Origin of the sequence: Indolivaga capnocytophagoides (genome assembly GCF_036511535.1) — a bacterium.
Classification (GTDB): Bacteria; Bacteroidota; Bacteroidia; order Bacteroidales; family Dysgonomonadaceae; genus Dysgonomonas_A; species Dysgonomonas_A capnocytophagoides.
The window spans coordinates 3,456,245-3,476,067 of the sequence record NZ_AP028867.1 but is presented as its reverse complement, the minus strand read 5'-3'; the positions used below and the strand labels follow the sequence as shown (position 1 = coordinate 3,476,067).

At 38.8% G+C, this 19,823-nt stretch carries 18 protein-coding genes; 12 read left to right on the top strand and 6 right to left on the bottom strand.

All coding sequences use genetic code 11. The features are described from left to right. Positions 1 to 38: 38 nt before the first annotated feature. The 5 genes from porL to AABJ51_RS14005 all read left to right on the top strand — a co-directional run bounded on the left by porL (position 39) and on the right by AABJ51_RS14005 (position 5,047). On the top strand, positions 39 to 974 hold the full coding sequence (porL, locus tag AABJ51_RS14025; RefSeq protein ID WP_338373005.1) for a type IX secretion system motor protein PorL/GldL: 936 nt from the start codon (positions 39 to 41) through the stop codon (positions 972 to 974). Positions 975 to 1,018: 44 nt separating this feature from the next. Next, positions 1,019 to 2,557, top strand: coding sequence for a type IX secretion system motor protein PorM/GldM (gene porM, locus AABJ51_RS14020; RefSeq protein ID WP_338373004.1), 1,539 nt, complete (start codon positions 1,019 to 1,021; stop codon positions 2,555 to 2,557). 67 nt (positions 2,558 to 2,624) lie between these two features. Next, a complete protein-coding gene (porN, locus tag AABJ51_RS14015; protein WP_026627169.1) occupies positions 2,625 to 3,683 on the top strand; it encodes a type IX secretion system ring subunit PorN/GldN in 1,059 nt (352 codons plus the stop codon). A 20-nt stretch (positions 3,684 to 3,703) separates the two neighbouring features. Continuing rightward, complete coding sequence (locus tag AABJ51_RS14010) at positions 3,704 to 4,288, top strand: non-canonical purine NTP diphosphatase (RefSeq protein WP_338373001.1); 585 nt, start codon at positions 3,704 to 3,706, stop codon at positions 4,286 to 4,288. A gap of 90 nt (positions 4,289 to 4,378) precedes the next feature. Beyond that, complete coding sequence (locus AABJ51_RS14005) at positions 4,379 to 5,047, top strand: helix-hairpin-helix domain-containing protein (RefSeq protein WP_338372999.1); 669 nt, start codon at positions 4,379 to 4,381, stop codon at positions 5,045 to 5,047. Between the two features lie 51 nt (positions 5,048 to 5,098). Here AABJ51_RS14005 and AABJ51_RS14000 read toward each other — a convergent pair whose 3' ends face one another. The 4 genes from AABJ51_RS14000 to AABJ51_RS13985 all read right to left on the bottom strand — a co-directional run bounded on the left by AABJ51_RS14000 (position 5,099) and on the right by AABJ51_RS13985 (position 9,784). Further along, on the bottom strand, positions 5,099 to 6,910 hold the full coding sequence (locus tag AABJ51_RS14000) for a DEAD/DEAH box helicase (protein WP_338372997.1): 1,812 nt from the start codon (positions 6,908 to 6,910) through the stop codon (positions 5,099 to 5,101). Between the two features lie 608 nt (positions 6,911 to 7,518). After that, entirely contained in the window at positions 7,519 to 8,238 is a 720-nt protein-coding gene (locus AABJ51_RS13995) for a hypothetical protein (RefSeq protein WP_338372996.1), read from the bottom strand. A gap of 5 nt (positions 8,239 to 8,243) precedes the next feature. Next, complete coding sequence (locus AABJ51_RS13990) at positions 8,244 to 9,029, bottom strand: hypothetical protein (protein WP_338372995.1); 786 nt, start codon at positions 9,027 to 9,029, stop codon at positions 8,244 to 8,246. A 2-nt stretch (positions 9,030 to 9,031) separates the two neighbouring features. After that, positions 9,032 to 9,784 (bottom strand): hypothetical protein, encoded by a 753-nt coding sequence (locus tag AABJ51_RS13985; protein ID WP_338372993.1) that lies wholly within the window; start codon positions 9,782 to 9,784, stop codon positions 9,032 to 9,034. Positions 9,785 to 10,638: 854 nt separating this feature from the next. Between AABJ51_RS13985 and bamJ the strand changes: the two genes are divergently transcribed. Both bamJ and AABJ51_RS13975 read left to right on the top strand, forming a co-directional pair. After that, positions 10,639 to 11,667, top strand: a complete 1,029-nt coding sequence (bamJ, locus tag AABJ51_RS13980) for a BamJ family beta-barrel-assembly machinery protein (RefSeq protein ID WP_338372992.1) — start codon at positions 10,639 to 10,641, stop codon at positions 11,665 to 11,667. Between the two features lie 175 nt (positions 11,668 to 11,842). After that, a complete protein-coding gene (locus AABJ51_RS13975; RefSeq protein ID WP_134435546.1) occupies positions 11,843 to 12,907 on the top strand; it encodes a tyrosine-protein phosphatase in 1,065 nt (354 codons plus the stop codon). 94 nt (positions 12,908 to 13,001) lie between these two features. Here AABJ51_RS13975 and AABJ51_RS13970 read toward each other — a convergent pair whose 3' ends face one another. Continuing rightward, the gene (locus AABJ51_RS13970) at positions 13,002 to 13,421 is read right to left on the bottom strand and encodes a helix-turn-helix domain-containing protein (RefSeq protein WP_026627311.1); all 420 of its coding nucleotides are present in this window, start codon (positions 13,419 to 13,421) and stop codon (positions 13,002 to 13,004) included. A gap of 115 nt (positions 13,422 to 13,536) precedes the next feature. Between AABJ51_RS13970 and AABJ51_RS13965 the strand changes: the two genes are divergently transcribed. Continuing rightward, entirely contained in the window at positions 13,537 to 13,794 is a 258-nt protein-coding gene (locus AABJ51_RS13965; RefSeq protein ID WP_338372990.1) for a hypothetical protein, read from the top strand. A 99-nt stretch (positions 13,795 to 13,893) separates the two neighbouring features. Then, entirely contained in the window at positions 13,894 to 14,208 is a 315-nt protein-coding gene (locus tag AABJ51_RS13960; protein ID WP_026627313.1) for a hypothetical protein, read from the top strand. Between the two features lie 289 nt (positions 14,209 to 14,497). On the opposite strand, the gene AABJ51_RS13955 is transcribed toward AABJ51_RS13960, so the two are convergent. Continuing rightward, positions 14,498 to 16,000, bottom strand: coding sequence for a helicase HerA-like domain-containing protein (locus tag AABJ51_RS13955; protein WP_338372989.1), 1,503 nt, complete (start codon positions 15,998 to 16,000; stop codon positions 14,498 to 14,500). A gap of 238 nt (positions 16,001 to 16,238) precedes the next feature. On the opposite strand from AABJ51_RS13955, the gene AABJ51_RS13950 reads away from it, so the two are divergent. The 3 genes from AABJ51_RS13950 to AABJ51_RS13940 all read left to right on the top strand — a co-directional run bounded on the left by AABJ51_RS13950 (position 16,239) and on the right by AABJ51_RS13940 (position 19,821). Next, a complete protein-coding gene (locus AABJ51_RS13950; RefSeq protein WP_338372988.1) occupies positions 16,239 to 16,994 on the top strand; it encodes a NigD1/NigD2 family lipoprotein in 756 nt (251 codons plus the stop codon). A 724-nt stretch (positions 16,995 to 17,718) separates the two neighbouring features. Then, on the top strand, positions 17,719 to 18,300 hold the full coding sequence (locus tag AABJ51_RS13945; RefSeq protein ID WP_026627343.1) for a phage tail-like protein: 582 nt from the start codon (positions 17,719 to 17,721) through the stop codon (positions 18,298 to 18,300). Positions 18,301 to 18,315: 15 nt separating this feature from the next. Then, positions 18,316 to 19,821: a hypothetical protein gene (locus AABJ51_RS13940; protein ID WP_338372987.1), complete on the top strand. Its 1,506-nt coding sequence runs from the start codon at positions 18,316 to 18,318 to the stop codon at positions 19,819 to 19,821. Positions 19,822 to 19,823 lie beyond the last annotated feature (2 nt).

Below are 19,823 nucleotides of genomic sequence, written 5' to 3'. Positions count from 1 at the left end.
ATTAAGCAATCAACAAACCCTAAATAATAAAAAACAAAATGGGTAAAAAATACAGGCGATATAAGAATTTTGTAGAGAAATATCTTGACAGCAACACAGGTAAACGCTTTTTCAATATAGTGTATAGTGTTGGTGCTGCGATCGTAATTTTAGGTGCACTTTTCAAAATACTCCACCTGCCTTTTGGTAACCAGATGTTAATGATCGGGATGATTACCGAAGCTATCGTATTCTTATTATCGGCATTCGAAAGTCCCGGTAAAGATTACAAATGGGAAGAAGTATATCCCGTACTTGCCGACAACGAAGATTTTGTACCTAAGGCAGACAGAGAGGCGGTAAGACCACATGCGACAAGACCAGTTGTACAAACTCAGTCAAATGTACAAGGTGTACAAACATCTCCATCGGGAATAAATATTCAATCAGGTACTGTTTCACATCCTGTTTCTTCGGGAACAACCATAACAGGCGGAACCATGAATTCGGCTGATGTGGTAGGAGCCTCCGAGGGGTATGTAAGCCAACTCACCCAGATGTCTGAAAACATGGAAAAATTTGCTAAGGTAACCGAATCTCTGGGTAATATTTCGGACTCTCTGTTAAAATCATTCCAAACTATTATCGATAATTCGGAAGGCATCGGAAATAACACTCAAGGTTATGTAACGCAGATAGAAGCCCTTAACCGTAATATTGCAGGACTGAATACCATATACGAAATACAACTAAAAGGTGTAAGCGGACAAATAAATACGATAGAGCATATTAATGCCGGACTCGACCGGATAAAAAAACTATACGACGGATCGATGGCAGACAGTGCCGTATTTAAAAATGAAACAGAGAAGATGGCTCAGCAACTAGCCGAACTTAACAGGGTATATGCCCGTCTGTTACAGGCTATGACCAGCAATATGAATATGGGCGGCGGTTTTAACCCTCAGGCAGGGAATACGCCTCAGCAACCCTAAAAAGAATCCACTTACTGAATATCCGTTTCATAAAAACAAGATAAATGGCATCAAATAATCCAAAGTCTCCAAGGCAGAAAATGATAAACCTCATGTATCTGGTGTTTATCGCTATGCTGGCACTCAACGTTTCGTCCGAAGTGCTGGATGGATTTGACTTGGTAGAAGAGGGTTTGACACAAACAATAAAGAGCACCGAAGGTCAAAATCAACTGATCATCGATAAACTACAACAGATAAATCAACAGAATCCGGTAAAAGCCAGCGAATGGTACAACAAAGCAGATAATTTTTCGAAAGAATCTGATAAGCTGGTAAGTTACATTCAGGATCTTAAATTACGGATTGTAAAACAAGCAGACGGAAAAAACGGAAAACTCGACGAAATCGAACACAAAGAAGATCTGGATGCAGCCCCCATCATCATGCTTGGCATTAACAAAGAGGGAACGAAGCTAAAAACCGAAATAAATCAATATCGGGACATAGCTATAAACCTTGTATCAAGTGAATCTAAGAAAACAATCATCAACGAAAGATTAAATACCAATGTGCCCAAAAAGGGACGCTTGGATAACAAGAAATGGGAAGAAACCCTTTTCGAGCAAATGCCGGCATCGGCAGCCATTACCCTCCTGACAAAGATACAAAGTGATATACGTTCGGCTCAAGGAGAGGTTTTAGCTGATTTGTATGACAATATAGGAGCTAAAGACTTCAGGGTAAATAAGCTGGAAGCTCAGGTTGTACCTAATTCCCAGTTTGTTACAGCCGGAGGATATTATGAAGGACAAGTTGTTTTATCGGCTGTCGATACTACTAAAAACCTCACATTCAGTAGCAATGCAATCAATCCAACAACTGGATTATTCAAAATACCGGCCGGAGCAGTAGGAGTAAATAAAGTATTTGCAGGAACAGTTACACTGACATCTCCAGACGGATCTCCGATTGTACGATCATTTGAGAGTAAATACCATGTCGTACCCCGTACAACTACTATTCAGGTAGCAGAAGCAAATGTGCTGTACCAGGGAGAACCTAACGTTCTCACAGTTTCGGTTCCGGGTATGTCGAACGATCAACTGAGAGTAAGTGCAACCAACGGTTCTATTTCCAAGTCGGGAGCCAATTGGATAGCTACCCCTTCGAAAGCAGGAACGAATATGAAAATATCGGTATATAACGGCAGTGCCTTCGTAAGCGATCAGGAATTCAGAGTACGCTTATTACCCGATCCTACTCCATATATCGAATATAAAGACGCCGGAGGAAACAGCAAACGTTTCAAAGGCGGACGTATCTCAAAGGCGGTTATAGTAGGAGCAGACGGCGTTAAAGCCTCTATAGATGACGGACTTCTCGACAGACAGTTTACGGTACTGCGTTTCAGTACCGTATTTTTCGATTCTATGAACAATGCCATTCGTGAAATTTCGAATGGAAGCAGCTTTTCCGACAGACAAAAAGCTCAGATAAGACAATTGGCTAGAGGTAAATCTTTCTTTATTTCAGACGTCAAGGTAAGAGGTAAAGACGGAGTCGAGAGAGACCTGACAGCTATTGAAGTAAGAATTAATTAAGGTCTCAGGCCTTGAATGAAGATATAAGGTCACAGACCTATTTATTATTTTACAGTACATTATGATAATGAGAAGATTATTTCTAGCAATCACTATAATGATGTGTGGCCTACTGGTTACAACATCCGTTTATGCTCAGGAAACACTGAGAGAGCGGATTGCCCGAAGACAGAACCAGCAGCAATCGTCCGAACCTCAATTATCGGTTAGGGCTCAGATCAAGAATCAATCTCAAACACAGCAGATTGACAATGCTCCGTGGATTCGTGAAATTTATCGTTTTCTCGATCTGAATAAAGAGAAGAATGCGGCTCTTTACTATCCGGTAAATCCGATCGGAAGCAGAATGAATTTCTTTACACTGATATTTAATCAATTCCTATCGGGCAATCTGGATGTATATAAATACCAGTTGGATGGTACTGAAATATTCACCGATGAATTCAAACAGACACCTAAAGACATATTGGATCAGTTCGAAATACTTTATAAAGAAGAAAACGGCAAATATATAGTCGAAAACGTAGATATGCCTAGCAATGAGGTCCTTGGTTATTATATCAAAGAAGCATGGTATTTCGATAAAAACAATTCGGTAGTGGATGTCAAACCTTTAGCTATATGTCCGGTTATGTTCAGACAAGACGACTTCGGAGCAGAAAGCACCCGCTATCCAATGTTTTGGATTCCTTACGAAAACATACGTCCGTATGCCGCCCGTATGCCCATCATGACATCGAGCCTCAACAACGCATCGACTCAGACTATAAATGACTTCTTTATCAAACATAATTTCGAAGGAGAAATTTACAAGACAACAAACGTCAGAGACCTTTCTCTGGCTCAGCAATATCCTGATGCAGTGCAACGGAAGAAAGAAGAGAAAAAGATAGAAGCTCAATTGAAGCAATTTAACGACAGCCTTTGGGTAATAAATGACTCGATTATAGCCACTCAGGCTGTTGCAAAGGCAAATAGTAAAGGTAAATCCAAGAAGGCTGAAACAGGAGGATCTTCCAATAATGGAGGAAGCATAGGCACAACCAACAGAGCAGCCGTACAAAAAGAGGCCAAATCTCAGAAATCGTCTCCGGCACGGAGTATGCGCAACAGAAAAAGAAATTAAGGTCTCATAATTAATAGATAATGAAAAAGCCAAGAAAGCTGGTATTCTCTACCAATAACGAACATAAGCTCGAAGAAGTAAAAGCTATACTCGAACCATATTATCAAATTCTAAGTCTGAAAGATATCGGTGACGATACAGATATACCCGAAACGGGAGAAACCCTTGAAGACAATGCTCTCATAAAAGCCAACTACCTTTGGGACACTTATCATACAAATTGCTTTGCAGATGATACAGGACTCGAAGTAGAAGCCCTTAACAATGCTCCCGGAGTATATTCTGCACGTTATGCAGGTGAGCAGAAAAGTTCAACCGACAATGTGGCAAAACTTTTAAAGGAACTGGAAGGAAAAGAAAACCGTAATGCACAGTTCAGAACAGTGATAGCCCTTATTATAGACGGGAAAAAGTATGTATTCGAAGGAAAGATTAAGGGGGTTATAACTACTTCTGCACGGGGAGATTCAGGATTCGGATACGATCCCGTTTTTCAGCCTGAGGGCTATGACAAAACCTTTGCTGAACTAACTTTGGCTGATAAAAATGAAATAAGCCATCGGGCAAGAGCCGTTGAGCAACTTGCCTTATTTCTCAGGAAATAAAACTATCGGAGAAAAACAACACTTTTGACATATAGCTGACGATCCGGCTATAATACTATAAAACAACACATACTCTTAACATAACCTGCCATGTTTCGATGGAAAGACTTTTTCTATTATTCGAAAGGTAATCGAATTGGTATCACCTTATTATTGATACTCATTTTTGTTGTCGGAATTTTCTATGTGGTACTTCATAAGTTTGTACCTCTTGATCCGTCCTATATCGCCCAAACAAAGGAAATGGAAAAGGACTTTAACACATTCCAGGAAAGCCTTATTTCCGTACCCGAAGTTACAGATGAAGATTCTCATGAAGACAACTCTACTCCTACGAAAAAGAGTTCGAAAACAAAGCCTGAAAAACTAAAAAACGGACAGACAATCGATATCAATGCTGTATCTGCTCAAACTCTGACGAGAATACCGGGAATAGGCGAAACATTTGCAGAGCGTATAATCGATTATCGAAACGCTTTGGGGGGATTTATCCGTCTGGATCAGTTAAGGGAGATCAAAGGCATTACAATGAATAAGTACAGCAAAATATTGCCGTATATCGTTTTGAAAAAGCCACATTATACATTCAATATTAATACGGCTTCAGTAGCACACCCTTACCTCAACGAGCAGCAAGTAGAAGCGATAAAAGCAATTCGTATGAGGAACAAAATACAATCGGTCGAAGACCTTGCCGAAAGTGAACACTTTACGGCAAAAGATCTCGAGCGATTAGAGCCTTATATGAGATTTGAATAAAAAAAGAGGAATAATCGTATAATTATTCCTCTTTTATATGTTAATTACTCATTAGGAGAACTTTGGTTTACGTCCTCCCTTGCGGTGTTCTTTCTTTCCTGAATCGGAGAATGAACGGTCTCCTCCCCTATCGCTGTTTCCTCTACGGCTGTTGTTATAACCGCTACCTCCTGATGAACGGCGGTCACGACGTTCGGCAACTGCTCCACCCTGCGCTACTTCGACAGAGATACGGCGTCCGTTTTCTTCCTGACCTTTCAAACTGCTGATCACCTTCTGAGCATCACCTTCGGGTACTTCGAAGAATGAGAAATTCTGCATCAAATCAATACGTCCGATACGAACTTTACCGGGAACGAAGTCATTGATCAATCCCATCAAAGTTGCAGGATTTACATTATCTGTACGTCCGATATTGATAAACAAGCGAGAATAACCTTTTTCGGCAGAACGAGAACCTCCGTTTCCACGAGCTTCGAAACGGTCTCTGCTACTGCCACGGCTGGTACCACGATCTTCACGTGAATATCTGTCAGATGGAGTTTCAATCTCCTGAGCTTCACGATAATAATCAATCAAGCGGTTAAATTCGAGAGATACTACACGTTTGATAATATCTTCTTTCTCTAACCAATCCAAACGACGGTAAACATCCGGAAGCAAGCGTCCGATTTCGTCTTCGTTTACTTTTACCTTTTCGATCTTATCGGCAAAAGCGAATAATTGTTTTTCGCAGATAGCATCTCCCGAAGGAATAGTCTGCTGCTCAAACTTCTTATTCATGATCTTCTCTATCTCACGGATTTTACCTTTTTCTTTTACGTGAGCTATTGCAATAGAGATACCAGTCTTGCCGGCACGTCCTGTACGTCCGCTTCGGTGATTGTACGACTCGATATCGTCAGGCAATCCGTAATGAATAACGTGTGTAAGGCTATCTACATCCAAACCACGCGCGGCAACGTCTGTAGCTACCAAAAGCTGTAGATTACGTACACGGAACTTCTGCATCACATAATCACGCTGAGCTTGAGAAAGGTCTCCGTGTAATGAATCGGCATTGTATCCGTCCTGAATCAGTTTATCTGCGATTTCCTGAGTTTCGCGACGGGTACGGCAAAAAATAATACCGTATATACTTGGATAATAGTCAGCAATACGCTTCAATGCCAGATATTTGTCACGTGCATGCACCATATAGTACACATGTTTCACGTTATTAGAGCCTTCGTTCTTACGGCCAATGGTAATCTCTTTGGGAGACTCCATATATTTCTTTGTGATCTTGGCAATCTCTTTCGGCATGGTAGCTGAGAAAAGAAGCATTGAACGATCTTGAGGAACCTTGGAAAGTATTTCATCGATACTTTCAGTGAATCCCATATTCAACATTTCGTCTGCTTCATCCAGAACCACATATTTTACGTTTTCAAGTTCAACTGTCTTACGGTTGATAAGGTCGATCAAACGTCCGGGAGTAGCCACAATGATTTGCACTCCTCTCTTCAATGTTTTGATCTGGCTTTCGATACTCGAACCTCCATATACAGGAAGTACTTTTAAGTTATCTATATATTTTGAGTAATCTGCCAAATCTCCGGCGATCTGTAAACAAAGCTCACGAGTAGGAGCAAGTACCAATGCTTGCGGTACATTTTGTTTAACATCAACTTTCTGCAATAATGGAAGTCCGAAAGCAGCGGTTTTACCTGTTCCGGTTTGTGCTAATGCTATTACGTCTCTGATTTGATCCAATAAGTAAGGAATCACTTCCTCTTGTACGGGCATTGGATTTTCGTAACCCATTTCTTCGATTGCTCTTCTGATTTCGGGAGCAACACCTAATTCTTCAAATGTCTTCATTAAAAATTTTAAAGATTTTCCGTCGAAAACAATCTTTCTATCATTCTCTCCACCTTAAGGCATATATATTATACACGACTAAGAAATCAGAGAAATTGATTCCAACATTTATTTATATTCCTGCAACAAGAATAATCCTCAACTCTCAAAAGCTGCCTGATCTCTTGTTTCGTTTGTTCTTATGGAATATAGACTCTTAGCCCCTTTACCTTGGTGATAGATAACACTATTTATTCAGATTCTCCTTTTTGTAGAAAATATATAGAATCTAAGTCCTTATAAAAACTGGCACAAAGGTAGTGACTTTTTTTGGATTGTACAATAGTGGTTTTATTCTACAAAAAGGTAACAAAAAATCAAAGACCAGATAACAAAAACCAATTCTCAACACTCCTTTTTTCAACTATCAACTAAATGAAAAGGTTACAAAAGTTACATGTTTTCTGCATTATTTTATTGGTTATCTTTTTCCTTTATTTTTAGATTATAGCATTTGAATGTTGTCTCATTAGCAGATTATTTCTGTATAGATAAATCTTCCAAAAAGAAAACGGACAAATATGATTTTTGTCCTACCTGCCCGCTTTCTCATAAAGAATATTCGCTTTTTATATAACTAGTTTCAGAAATGTAAGCGTATAATAAAAACTACTTGAATAAGGAGGAATATCTGGGGCAACTGAGATACCCGAAGCATTCAATGCCTGATAAAAAAGCTCGAGAACCTCATTTCCTGATAATTTCAGGTGTACACATGTACCACTGGTCCATCCCATATATGTTATACTGAAAAGGGTAGCTCCCGAAGTACGGGATCGTAAATCAATATTTCCGACTTCTCCCCCACCAATATCTCCTTCGAAGAAAACCAAATATTGCCCCGCCGGTACATTCACGCCATTAGAAGCATTGGTTATTCCTGCAATCCCATTCTGTAGAAGAGTTGTAGTTCCGGTCAAACGTTTATATGATGTAGTATAAGTAAATGAATTGCTACTTAGCTTCCACTTACTAATCTCACTCCCTAATGAAAACGTACCCCACGATGCAGTTCCGTTGGTATTAGATATCAGGTATTTGTTTATACCTTGCGTCCCATCCTTTATAACCATTTTCCCTTTGACGCTCATCTTGGCAGATGCATCAGGCGTAAAATTATTGCCTGCATATACATTGCCATTATTGGTAATGGTAAAAACTCCTGAGCCCGAGACCGACTCGTTACCTATCCATAATGCACCATTTGGTCCTCCTGTATATATTCCCACTTGAGAATATGCCAGTGTCAAATATAAAAAAAAGAATACTGATAGAATATGTCGTATCATTTGCCTTATAGTTTAATAAATGTAAGAGTATATTTAAAATATGCATTATAATGTGGGGGAATTGCGTGTCTGCTAAAGTATCCACTACGGACTGCATAAGTAAGATACAACGTTTGAGATGTTGCCGCTTCGTAAGTAAATGTAGCTCCCGGAGCCTCGTGACTAAATATGGTAAACACTTCCGTTGGACCTGTTGTACTTGTTATAGCCAAACGTCCATAAGCCACTATATTAGACCGAGCACTAGTGGCAGAGGTGGTAGCTGTTTGCGAATATACCTTTCCTGTAACCAGAATAATATATTTGCCTGCCGGAACAATAACACCGTTCATTGTAGCAGACAAGCCTGATATACCACTTTGAGTTATGGAACTTTGCCCGGTTAGCCTTACAGGAGTTGTCGATGTCAGAGTTTGTCCATCACCCGAATATTTCATTTCCCAAACCGACATGGAGTTAAAAGTCGACATCTTCCAATCAGCTAGTCCATTGGCATCACTCACTAAGACTTTACCTGCTGCATGATTGCCTGATAACAACTGAAATTTACCCTTTACCTCCAGTTTAGATAAAGGTGTAGCAAAGCCTGTTCCAACCCCCACACTACCATCGGTATAAATAAAGACATCATCATCATAGCGGGTCGGAGCAGATGAGCCATCATTATTACCTGCCGCATCAACATGGAAAGTCGATTTTGGGTCAATAGTTTTGATTCCTACTCCCTGTGCTGATATATATTGGTAACCGGCGATTGTCAATATCACCAGTAGTAATTTTAGTATTTTCATTCCTAAGGTATTTTTTGAATAATTAATTTAGCCACCACTGTTACATTATAGGGTGGTGTCATAAAAGCTCCAACATTAGCATTGATTGCTTTAAATGCCATGAATAGCGATTCCGTATTTGCCAGATCCAATACGAATGCCCCATTAGACAGATAACTGTATTCGACCTCAAACAAAGGAGTTGCCAAGTCTGATCCTCTATATACATAAGCAACACCGTATTCATTGCCCGCAAGGTCGCAACTGGGATAAATAAGGTAGCGTCCACGGGGTATGGTAATTGTAGATACTTGCTGTGCATTCAGAGAATTATTATCAGCAATAGTTGCGCTGAAGTCATTTCGAATGAGTGTTCCTGTTCCATTCAGATAGATTATAGAAGTGCCGTAACTTCTTTGTGGTGCGGACAATTGCCAGATAGCAACTGTATTTAACTTTACCGGAACCCATGCCGCAACCCCTACATCATTACTTTCCAGCACATAGCCATCGTGTTGAGATCCGTCTCTGATAGTTAGTTTCCCGTTTATTATCTCGAGCTGTTGTTGCGGATCTACTGTTCCTAATCCCATTTTACCATCAGCTGTTATCACTACATCATCATCAGAGCGGGTCGCGGCAGGAGCTGTACTATTGTTACCTGAGGCATCTATATGAAAAAGAGCCATTGGCTCCTCTGTATTGATGCCAATTTGTGCATAGAGAAGCACTTCGAAAGAGAATATTCCCATTAGTAGTAAAATCTTTTTTCTCATTGTTGTTGTTATTTGGGTCATCGACCCTCTTGTTGTTTTTATTTCGAGTAATTGCTTTGTCCAAGTTCACTTTAATTTTAGCTTTGAGAGTTAATCTTTTTTGAATTAAACACATCGAAGTGCAATCGCTGCACTCCGATATGTATGATAGTTGACTTAATATCAAAACGGTATTCTGTCCGGTATTCGAACGACAACAATACAACAATTCTACCCGACATACGCCGCCAAGCCAACTTGATATGAATTTGGTATATAATTTTTGATAGCTACAAGAGGTCGCAGACCTTTTTATTGGCTGACGCCAGATATAATTACAAACAGGCTGCCCTGTAGGGGCGTACCCTTGTGCTCTCCCGATAATCAGTGGGTAGGGACAAGCCATATCCCTATGATGCAATATAGATACACCAAATCTGGATACATAAAAAAATGCTCCGTCATTTTGACACAATAAAAAATTTTGATTATTTGTTACGCACGGTCTGCGTCTCTCTCTCTCTCTCTCTCTCTCTCTCTAATATTTCACACGATATAGCCAAACCTGAATCGTTAAAATTCAGACCGGATTCGATATTTTTATGTGTGAAAATTTGAGACATGTATAAGTTGTTTATGATTACAAATATATAAATAGTTTCGAATCTTGCAAAATAAGGTATTACATCGCAATTGTTACAATATATTAATGGCTTAAGAAAAATCACTATTATCTATAAAATCAATTATTTTTGTCGCCATTATTTCTCTAGATATAAAAGAAAGTATTTAAATGATATACTTTTATTTAATAACAGGCTTTGGTTATTTTACTTACCAAAGCAATAAATAGGTCTGAGACCTTAAATAATTATATGAAATATATTACACTATCCGCTTTATTACTTGCAGGCATATGTACATCGGGATATGTATCTGCAAAAAAGAAAGACAAAAAACAACAGGCGACAGAACCTGCCGTTACGTTAACAACTACACCTTTAACAACCGAAACAGATACACTGTCGTATGCGTTCGGAGTATCACTCAGCGAAGGCGGGCTAAGCCAGTATCTTCAGCAATTGGGATTGATAAGCGATACAGCACAAATCAGGTCTGATTATGAAAACCAAATCAACTCTGCGACGGCACAAGCTGAAAAAGACCGTCTTTCTCAGGAATTATCGGCTAAACTGGATTCTGTAACAACAGCAAACAATTTTAATACCGAACAATTATTTAAAGGCATTCTGGAGAAACTGGAATCGAAAGATACCAATAAAGCATATACAAGCGGACTCGAAATCGGAGGACAGCTGTTGAGTATGTCTGATAGGTTTTCGGAACAAGCATTCGGTGCTTCCGGAAATAAACTCAACAATACTGCATTATACGAAGGAGTAAAAGATTATATATCTAAGCAACCGCTTCGTATAGAGAATAGTCAGCAGCTAATGAACGATAAAATGGCTGAGATGACAGCTAAAGCAGATGCACAGAAGAAAGAGCAATATGCAGAAACGATTGCTGCAGGCGAAAAATTCATGGCAGAAAATGCGCAAAAAGAAGGTGTAGTTACTCTTGAAGACGGATTGCAATATAAGATAATAAAAGAAGGGACAGGCCCAAAACCTACACTTTCTGATCAGGTTAAAGTACATTACAAAGGAACATTTATAGACGGAACGGTATTCGACAGCAGTATCGACCGTGGAGAACCTATTGTTTTCGGACTTACCGGAGTTATCAAGGGTTGGACAGAAATTCTTCAATTAATGCCCGTAGGCTCTAAATGGGAAGTATATATCCCTTACGATCTTGCATACGGAGATGCCGAAAGAGGTAACATGAAGCCTTATTCGAATCTTATATTCGAAATAGAATTGCTCGAAATAGTAAAATAAGGTCTTTGACCTTAAATATTCCTAAAATAACGGGGGATGAAGGTTAATAACTTTCATCCTTCTCTATTTTTTGATAAATTGCTAACGAATTTTGCTCGTCATGATTAACTTTTAAGGTGCACAAGCCGTACAGTGAATAAAAAAATACGGCAAGGCATATTTGAACCAGACTATCGTGAGAATTAATAATATAACTAAACTACTCTTATTCGGCACACTAGTTGTATCTACCGGCTGTACCAAAAAGCCGGAGATATCTTTTTCGTGCGACAGGGATAAAGTCGGAAACTATGTTCTCAAATGGGAAGTATCGCCACAAAACGCGGCAGACAAAATCAGCATATATATGTCCGACAACGATTCTGTATTCACAGAACCTCCCATACTCGTGGCGGATATCAATGATTATGTAGCCAGTATTCCTGCTCAAGATTCAATTTCAAGAAATTTTTTTCAGTTAAGGGTTAAAAATACTTATTCGGGCATTATATCCAATCACTATTTCAGAATGGATAATATCCAAAATTTCAGAGATGTCGGTGGATATTATACCAGCAGCGGAGTGCAGATAAAATGGGGTATGATATACCGGTCGGGCGATTTTTCGACATTATCAAGCAAAGATTATCAAACACTCGATAAATTAGGAATCAAAACAGTTATAGACTTTCGCGAAGAAGAAGAGCGGGCTATGAATCCCGATTTATTCAGAGGTGAAAATCTCATCTCGCTGCCTATCAACTCCGGAAACAGAACCTACATAAGAGAACGTGTACTCGACGGCAGTTTTTACCGTGGAGATGCTATTGTTTTTACTCAAGATATGTATAAGGCTCTCATAGAATATTCCTCTGATAAATACGCTGAGTTTTTCGACCTGCTCTGTGATGAAAATAACTACCCCATTGTTTTTCACGGCTATCTGGGAAAAGACCGCACAGGACTGGCCGCCTATTTCCTGCTGAGAGCACTAGGTGTACCCGATGATACAAACCAAGACGATTATTTATTCTCTAATTCATGTATAAGCGAACAACAGGTTCTGGGAGAAGCCCGTTTTCTGCCCGAACGCATGCAAGAGGCGGCAACAGTAATCTGTAAAGCAGATCTTTCGTATCTGGATTACGCTAAAACATGGATGATTAATTTAAACGGATCTGTTGACGAATATATGACGGAAAGACTGCGTTTGACTCCCGAAAAAAGAGAAAGACTAAGAACTCTTCTCCTATATAAGTAACAGATAAATATTTAATGACGTATTTTACAGCAATAACTACCTGCTGCGATTATACCTGCAAAGTCTACAAATAGATCTCAGACCTTAACTCAGATTATTCCTTAGAGGCTACAACGATATCCCCACGCTTAAACATCTCAATAATATTCTGCTTGTTTTCGTTTTCGGATTTCAACAGACTGATCTGATCCTGCAAAGCTCTGATGTACTCGTTTTCAGTCCTTCGATATTCCGAAACGGGCTCTGCCAAATGCGATGCGGCTTGTTTTACCAAATATTCAAGAGGTACTTTTTGAGCAATAAACATCTGCCCTTCACCGGTTATCAGCCAGTGAAGATTTACTTCCGGAAAATTTTCCCATATCTTTAGTACATTCTTACATCCGGTATCAGTACCCTCCCGAATTACTTTTGCAAATGTCTTACGGGAAACACCGACTTTATCTTCAAAGGATGTAATACTTTTACAGCCTAAAGCTTTTATCAAAACATTCAGCCTATCCCCAAAAGTCATAGTGTTATTTTATGGTAAAATTTATCCAAAAACTGATGATCATGGACAAATTTTATCTATATTTGTGCTCTCATTAACTTTACATGTTACAAAAGTAACCAAATTAGTGAATAATATGGCTATAGAGAAAAAATACTATTCTTTTATGCCGGGATTGGACAAAATAGCAAAATCGGAATATAGTAAAATTCAAACCGAAATAATCCTCTTTCTAGGCTGCTCAAAGCAAGATTATTACAGAAAAAGGAATTGCTACGTAAACATTCCGGCTCACGTAAAGGAAGGCATTGAAGCTATCTTTAAAAAATATCAGATTGATGAACCGGAATGTATCTGGGAGATAAAAAGCTCTGGAGATAAAGTACAAATCTAAGGTGGTAGCCCTTTATTGATTAGCAAACATGGCAGTTATCGTTTTGTAGTGTATCATTAAGTACTTTCTGCTTATTTAACATAAATTACAACACTTACAATGAAACCTTTGATAAACATAGAATATAGTGACATATCTGTCATTATAGACTTCAAAAAAGCTTTTATATCATTCGATCAACGTTATGCGGTCAAGGGGTATCCTATTCCTTGTGAAATGTTTTTCAAACCATCTCCCGAAATTTTGAATTCAATAAATACATCCGGGGTAGTGATAATAGATGAAGATTTTACCCGGTACAACAAAAGCGAAAACATATTCAGAACACTATTGGTTCCGACCAAGACGTATGATGAGGAAAGGATGATAGACATCCTTTGCAAATCACTCTTAGCATATAAACAAACCAGATAGTAGCCCGAGGATTTTTTTAATGTGTTGATTATCTGTTGTAATTATAACTCACACAATAATAAAAAGACCGAAAGATACCGGATTTGCATTTAACCAACAGCGATGCAAATCAACTACACTCTTTCAATACATTGTTAGGACTCACTTAACTTAACAATTCAATTTCTCTACATTGAGTAAACCCGAAAGGCAAGATTTCTAAATCTTGCCTTTCCTTTTATAAATACAATTTAATCCTAATAAAAATTATTTATATTCTTGATTGTAACCGATAGCAAACGAATCAATATTACCTTCTCTTTTTACCGCCAAAAAACGAGTTTATCAACTGTTTTGCAAGCGGAACAACCACGGCAGACGCTATAGCTCCCCACATTTTAGTTCTCTGTTTCGAAGCCTGCTGATCGACTTTTTCCTGTGCTCGTTGCTCTTTTTCCTGTTCTTTACGTGCCTTCTCGTCAATTTTGTCTTGAACAGCTTTTTCTTTCTCTTGCTGAATACCATTCAAACGCCCGGTGAGTATTTCATATGCAGATTCGCGATCGACACTCTGGGCATAAAACCGATTTACAACTGACGAGGTTATAATAGCCTGACGCTCCTCTGCCGTCAAAGGGCCTATCTGTCCCTCGGGAGGTAATATAAATGCTCTTTCAACAGGTTGTGGGGCTCCTTTTTCGTCCAGTAGAGAAGTAAGAGCTTCTCCGGTACCCAATTCCGATATAGCTGTTTCGGTATTAAAAGCAGGATTAGTCCTAAAGCTCTGAGCAGCTGCCTTTAATGCTTTCTGATCTTTTGGGGTATATGCCCTTAATGCATGTTGCACCCGATTACCAAGCTGAGACAATACAGTATCGGGGATATCCGATGGACTCTGCGATACGAAATAAATCCCGACCCCTTTAGAACGGATAAGGCGAACAACCTGTTCCACTTTTTCTACTAAAGCCTTAGGCGCATCATTGAAAAGCAGATGGGCTTCATCGAAAAAGAAGACCAACTTAGGTTTTTCGGGATCTCCGACTTCGGGTAAAGTTTCGAATAATTTAGTCATCATCCAAAGCAAAAACGTCGAATATACCTTGGGAGAATTCATTAGTTTATCGGCAGCCAGAATATTTATAATGCCTTTGTCTCCTGATGTTTGAAGTAAATCATCCAGATTGAGGCTTGGTTCTCCGAAAAAATAATCAGCTCCATCCTGCTCAATCTGAAGTAAACCTCTTTGTATAGCTCCGATACTCGCTGCCGAAATGTTTCCATAATTAGTAGTAAACGAACCTGTATTATTTCCTACATATTCGAGTATCTTCTGCAAATCTTTCAGATCAATAAGTTCAAGAGATTCATCCTTCGCTATCTTAAATACAATAGACAACACCGCACTTTGCGTATCATTTAAATTCAATAAGCGGCTCAATAGTAAAGCTCCCATATCGGATACTGTAGCTCTCACGGGTGTTCCTTGTTCGCCAAACACATCCCAGAACTGAACAGGGAATGGCTCAAAAACAAAGCCTTTATCTTTTAGTTTATAGGAGTCTACACGTTTTACAACACTGTCTTTATTTCCTCCCGTTTTAGCAACTCCCGATAAGTCGCCTTTAACATCAGCTGCAAATACGGGAACACCCATTTTACTGAAAGTTTCGGCCAGATTCTGCAATGTCACAGTTTTACCTGTTCCTGTTGCACCAGTAACCAGACCATGCCGATTTGCCATCTTCGATAGAAGATATATCTCTTTATTCTCGGAAATTGCTATAAAAGCTCTTTTTTCGTTGTCTAACATATTCGTGAATATAAAAAAGTAGTTAAGGTCTTATTCCGCATTACGATATGCCAAAATAATAAAAAGCATTGAAATCAAAAGTAAAATTTCGAAATAAATAATACCACACACTCTTTTAATTGAGTATCCCACATAACCACTAACACTTTCTTTTACTTATTTTAATCCTTCATGCAACATTTTTTCACTTCGTGCATCTATAAGGTATAACATATAAAATTTACGATAGTTTTCTCAGATGAAAATTCTAAAATACATATTTTCGCTACTAAGTATAGTTACCATAACTGCTATCTTGCACTCATGTGATGACGATGGGTACAGTCTCGACAAATATTCGCTGGCACTGGCCACAGTACACCCTATAGATGCCGATTCAAAAACATACTATCTTACTTTGGATGACGGAACCACATTATGGCCTGCCGCATCGAATGTTATATATTCGCCCAGAGGAGATCAGAGGGTAATTGTTAATTACACGCTCTTATCTGATCAGATCGGAGAATACGACCACTATGCGAAAATAAACGGAATACAGGAAATATTGACCAAAGATGTGATAGACCTAACTTCGGCTAATGAGCAGGAAGTAGGCAACGATCCGATAAAAATACTGGATTTATGGACTGGCGACAATTATCTGAATATACATTTCGGAATCAATGTCGGCGGAGCGAAAACACATACAATAAATCTGGTAAAGAATAAACTAACTGCTGCTCCCTCTATCAATGAAGATGGAACCATTGAACTGGAACTCCGACATAATAAAAACGGAGATGAAGAAAAATATGGTCTTAAAAACTATGCAGCTTTCGACCTGCGTCCTTTGCAGATAGCAGGAAAAGATTCGGTTAAAATAACCATCAAAATTACAGACTATGACAACGAAACCAAAACATATTCTGTGACTTATAAATACAAAGAAAATTCACAAGATAAAAATAAATATATTACAGATATGCCTGATAACAATCATCTGATCAGATAATCAGGTATTTTGATAATTACTTTTTGATTTTCCTAAAGAAGAGGTCCCTGTGAAGAGATCTCTTTTTTGTATTTAAGAAATAATATCTATATTTGCCCTATAAACGACTTATACATGCCTCAAATTTTCACACATAAAAATATCAAATCCGGTCTGAATTTTAACGATTCAGGTTTGGCTATATCGTGTGAAATATTAGAGAGAGAGAGAGAGAGAGAGAGAGAGAGAGACGCACCTGGCGTAACTAATCATTTTTTTAACAAAACAAAATTTCTATTGTGTCAAAATGACGGAGTAGCTTTTCTTGTATACATACCTCAAATATCATATATCAATTTATTATTAAACCGTGCGGACAAACTGTATGGAGCAGTCTTGTTGTTGTGTTGTTGTTGTCGTTCTGATTTTGCTTTCAGATTTAAATTGTCCGACAATCGGTTTTATCATGCAGTAAGGTGCAGAGAATGCACTTTACTGCCTTTTTTGTTACCACAAATTACTCGGAATATAACCAATAAAGGGTTTGCGACCCGGACATTCAAACAAACATGTACCAATTTACTATCAAACCGACTTTATGACTTATGCAAGGCAGCCCTGTTGTTGTGTTGTCATTCTAATTTTTGCATTAGCTTGTATGACTGTTGGTTGTCTTACACAGAAAAGTGCACTGTCTGCACTTTTCTGTTTTTTTTGAACATAATTACTCGAAATATAAACAACAATGAAAAAAATTTATTTATGTATTCTAGGCTTTTTCAGCCTGGCTGTCCTGCACGCACAAGTAGGAATAAACACTACGACTCCTGATGCTTCCGCTGCGTTGGATATTGTCAGTACGAACAAGGGAGTACTTATACCCCGTGTAACGACAGCTCAACGTCTGGCAATTGCAACTCCTGCACCGGGTTTACTTGTTTATGATACCGACCTGAAATGTATCTCTCAGAATGCAGGAACATCAGCCGCTCCATCGTGGGTTTGCCTGTCTGCCAAAGATACTCAGTCGGGGTCGTTTTATATGCCTTCTATTGCTATTGATGCATCAAACATAGTGACAAATAAGACACTCGATTTGTATGCCGAATATAAAAAACAGTTCAATACTCCGACCAAGGTAAGTACGGGTGCTCCTGCCAGTATTCCTTACTTTGCAGCAGCTTCTGACTTGTATTATTATATCACCTATTATGATGATTCGGTATTGAAAATTAATAGTCTTGGAGATTCAGGAGTGCTTAACTACGATATACTGAAGGAGGCGGACTATGCTACTTTTATGAATGTGGTTTTTGTCGTTAAATAAAAAAACAAAGGATATATGAGAAGAATAGTATTATTACTTACTTTGATAGGCCTTTGTATGCATGCGAAAGCTCAGAAAGAAACTTATAATTGGGCATTTGGTTATGGCTGCGGACTAACATGGAATGGCACCCGTAGTGTAGCGGCAACAGGTATTGGGAGTACAGTAAATGCAACACTCACTGATTTACCAACTTTCTTTAACTCTTCCATTAGTACTTTGGAAGGATGTTTCAGCCTTTCGGACAGTGATGGGAATCTCCTTTTTTACTCAGATGGGATGACTATTTATAACAAAAACAATGCAGTAATGGCTAACGGTTCAGGGATGGGAGGGCATAATTCATCCGCGCAATCGGGTATTATACTGCCTTTCCCCGAAAGTACAACACAATATATGGCCGTGTCTCTAGGAATGACTTCTGCTGGCAATTTAGCTTATTCTATCATAGATATGAGTTTGAATGCAGGTCTTGGTGGTGTTACCAGTCAGAAGAATATCCGGTTTCCCAATCCTTCAGGTACAACAGGGGAGAGTGTTACTTCTATTAAACATGCCAATGAGACAGATTATTGGGTTGCTGCACCGGGTAAAGGAAGTCCTACTTATTTGAATGCTTGGCTCGTGAGTAGCAGTGGAGTGAGTTCATCTCCTGTTGTAACAACATGTCCCACATCTATCTCGGCGAGTACATCAAATGGATATTTCAAGTTTACTCCCGATGGTAAGCATTTTGTATATGCAACATATACAGGTAATGTAATGATGTATGGAGATTTTGATAGGAGTACAGGTATATTCAGTAACATTAGAACGGTTACAGGATTACCTAGTCCTTATGGAGTCGAATTTTCGCTATCTATGAAATATTTATATCTGGTTTGTGTAAGGGGAGATTTGAGGGTGTATGACCTAGAAGCATTATTAGCGACGAACAATCCGGCAACAGTAGTTCCTAAAACATTTTCATTAGGAATAAGTACTGAAGTTTCGGCTGCTCAGATGGGGCCTGACGGACGTATATATATATGCCCGTATTCGCAAAATTATCTTTATGTAGTGGATAACCCTGATGAATATGATAATTTAAAAGTATATAGATTACCTGCCGGATTTTTAGGGAAGACAACAGGTGTCGGATTACCAACTTTTGCCGCGTCATGGTTTTCAGCCAAGGTAACAGAAAAATCTTTCGTCTGTACGAGTAACGATTTTAAATACACGGTTGAAGTAAGTATGTCGGGACCTGTATCCGATCAGCCGACTAAACTTGTCTGGGATTTCGGAGATGGTTCAGCAACTGTCACTCAAAATATAGTTTCGGATCAAACGATCTATAAACAGATCCACAATTATGCAACAACAGGCAAGTATACGATAACTATAATTCCCTACAAAGCAAATGGTGCAGCCTTATCGAAAATTACCTTGCCGGCTAATGTCATCGACTGTTTATTTAAGACTAATCGTATGATACGCACTGATTTACAAAACACAGCCACCAAAGCAGTAAACAGATAAGA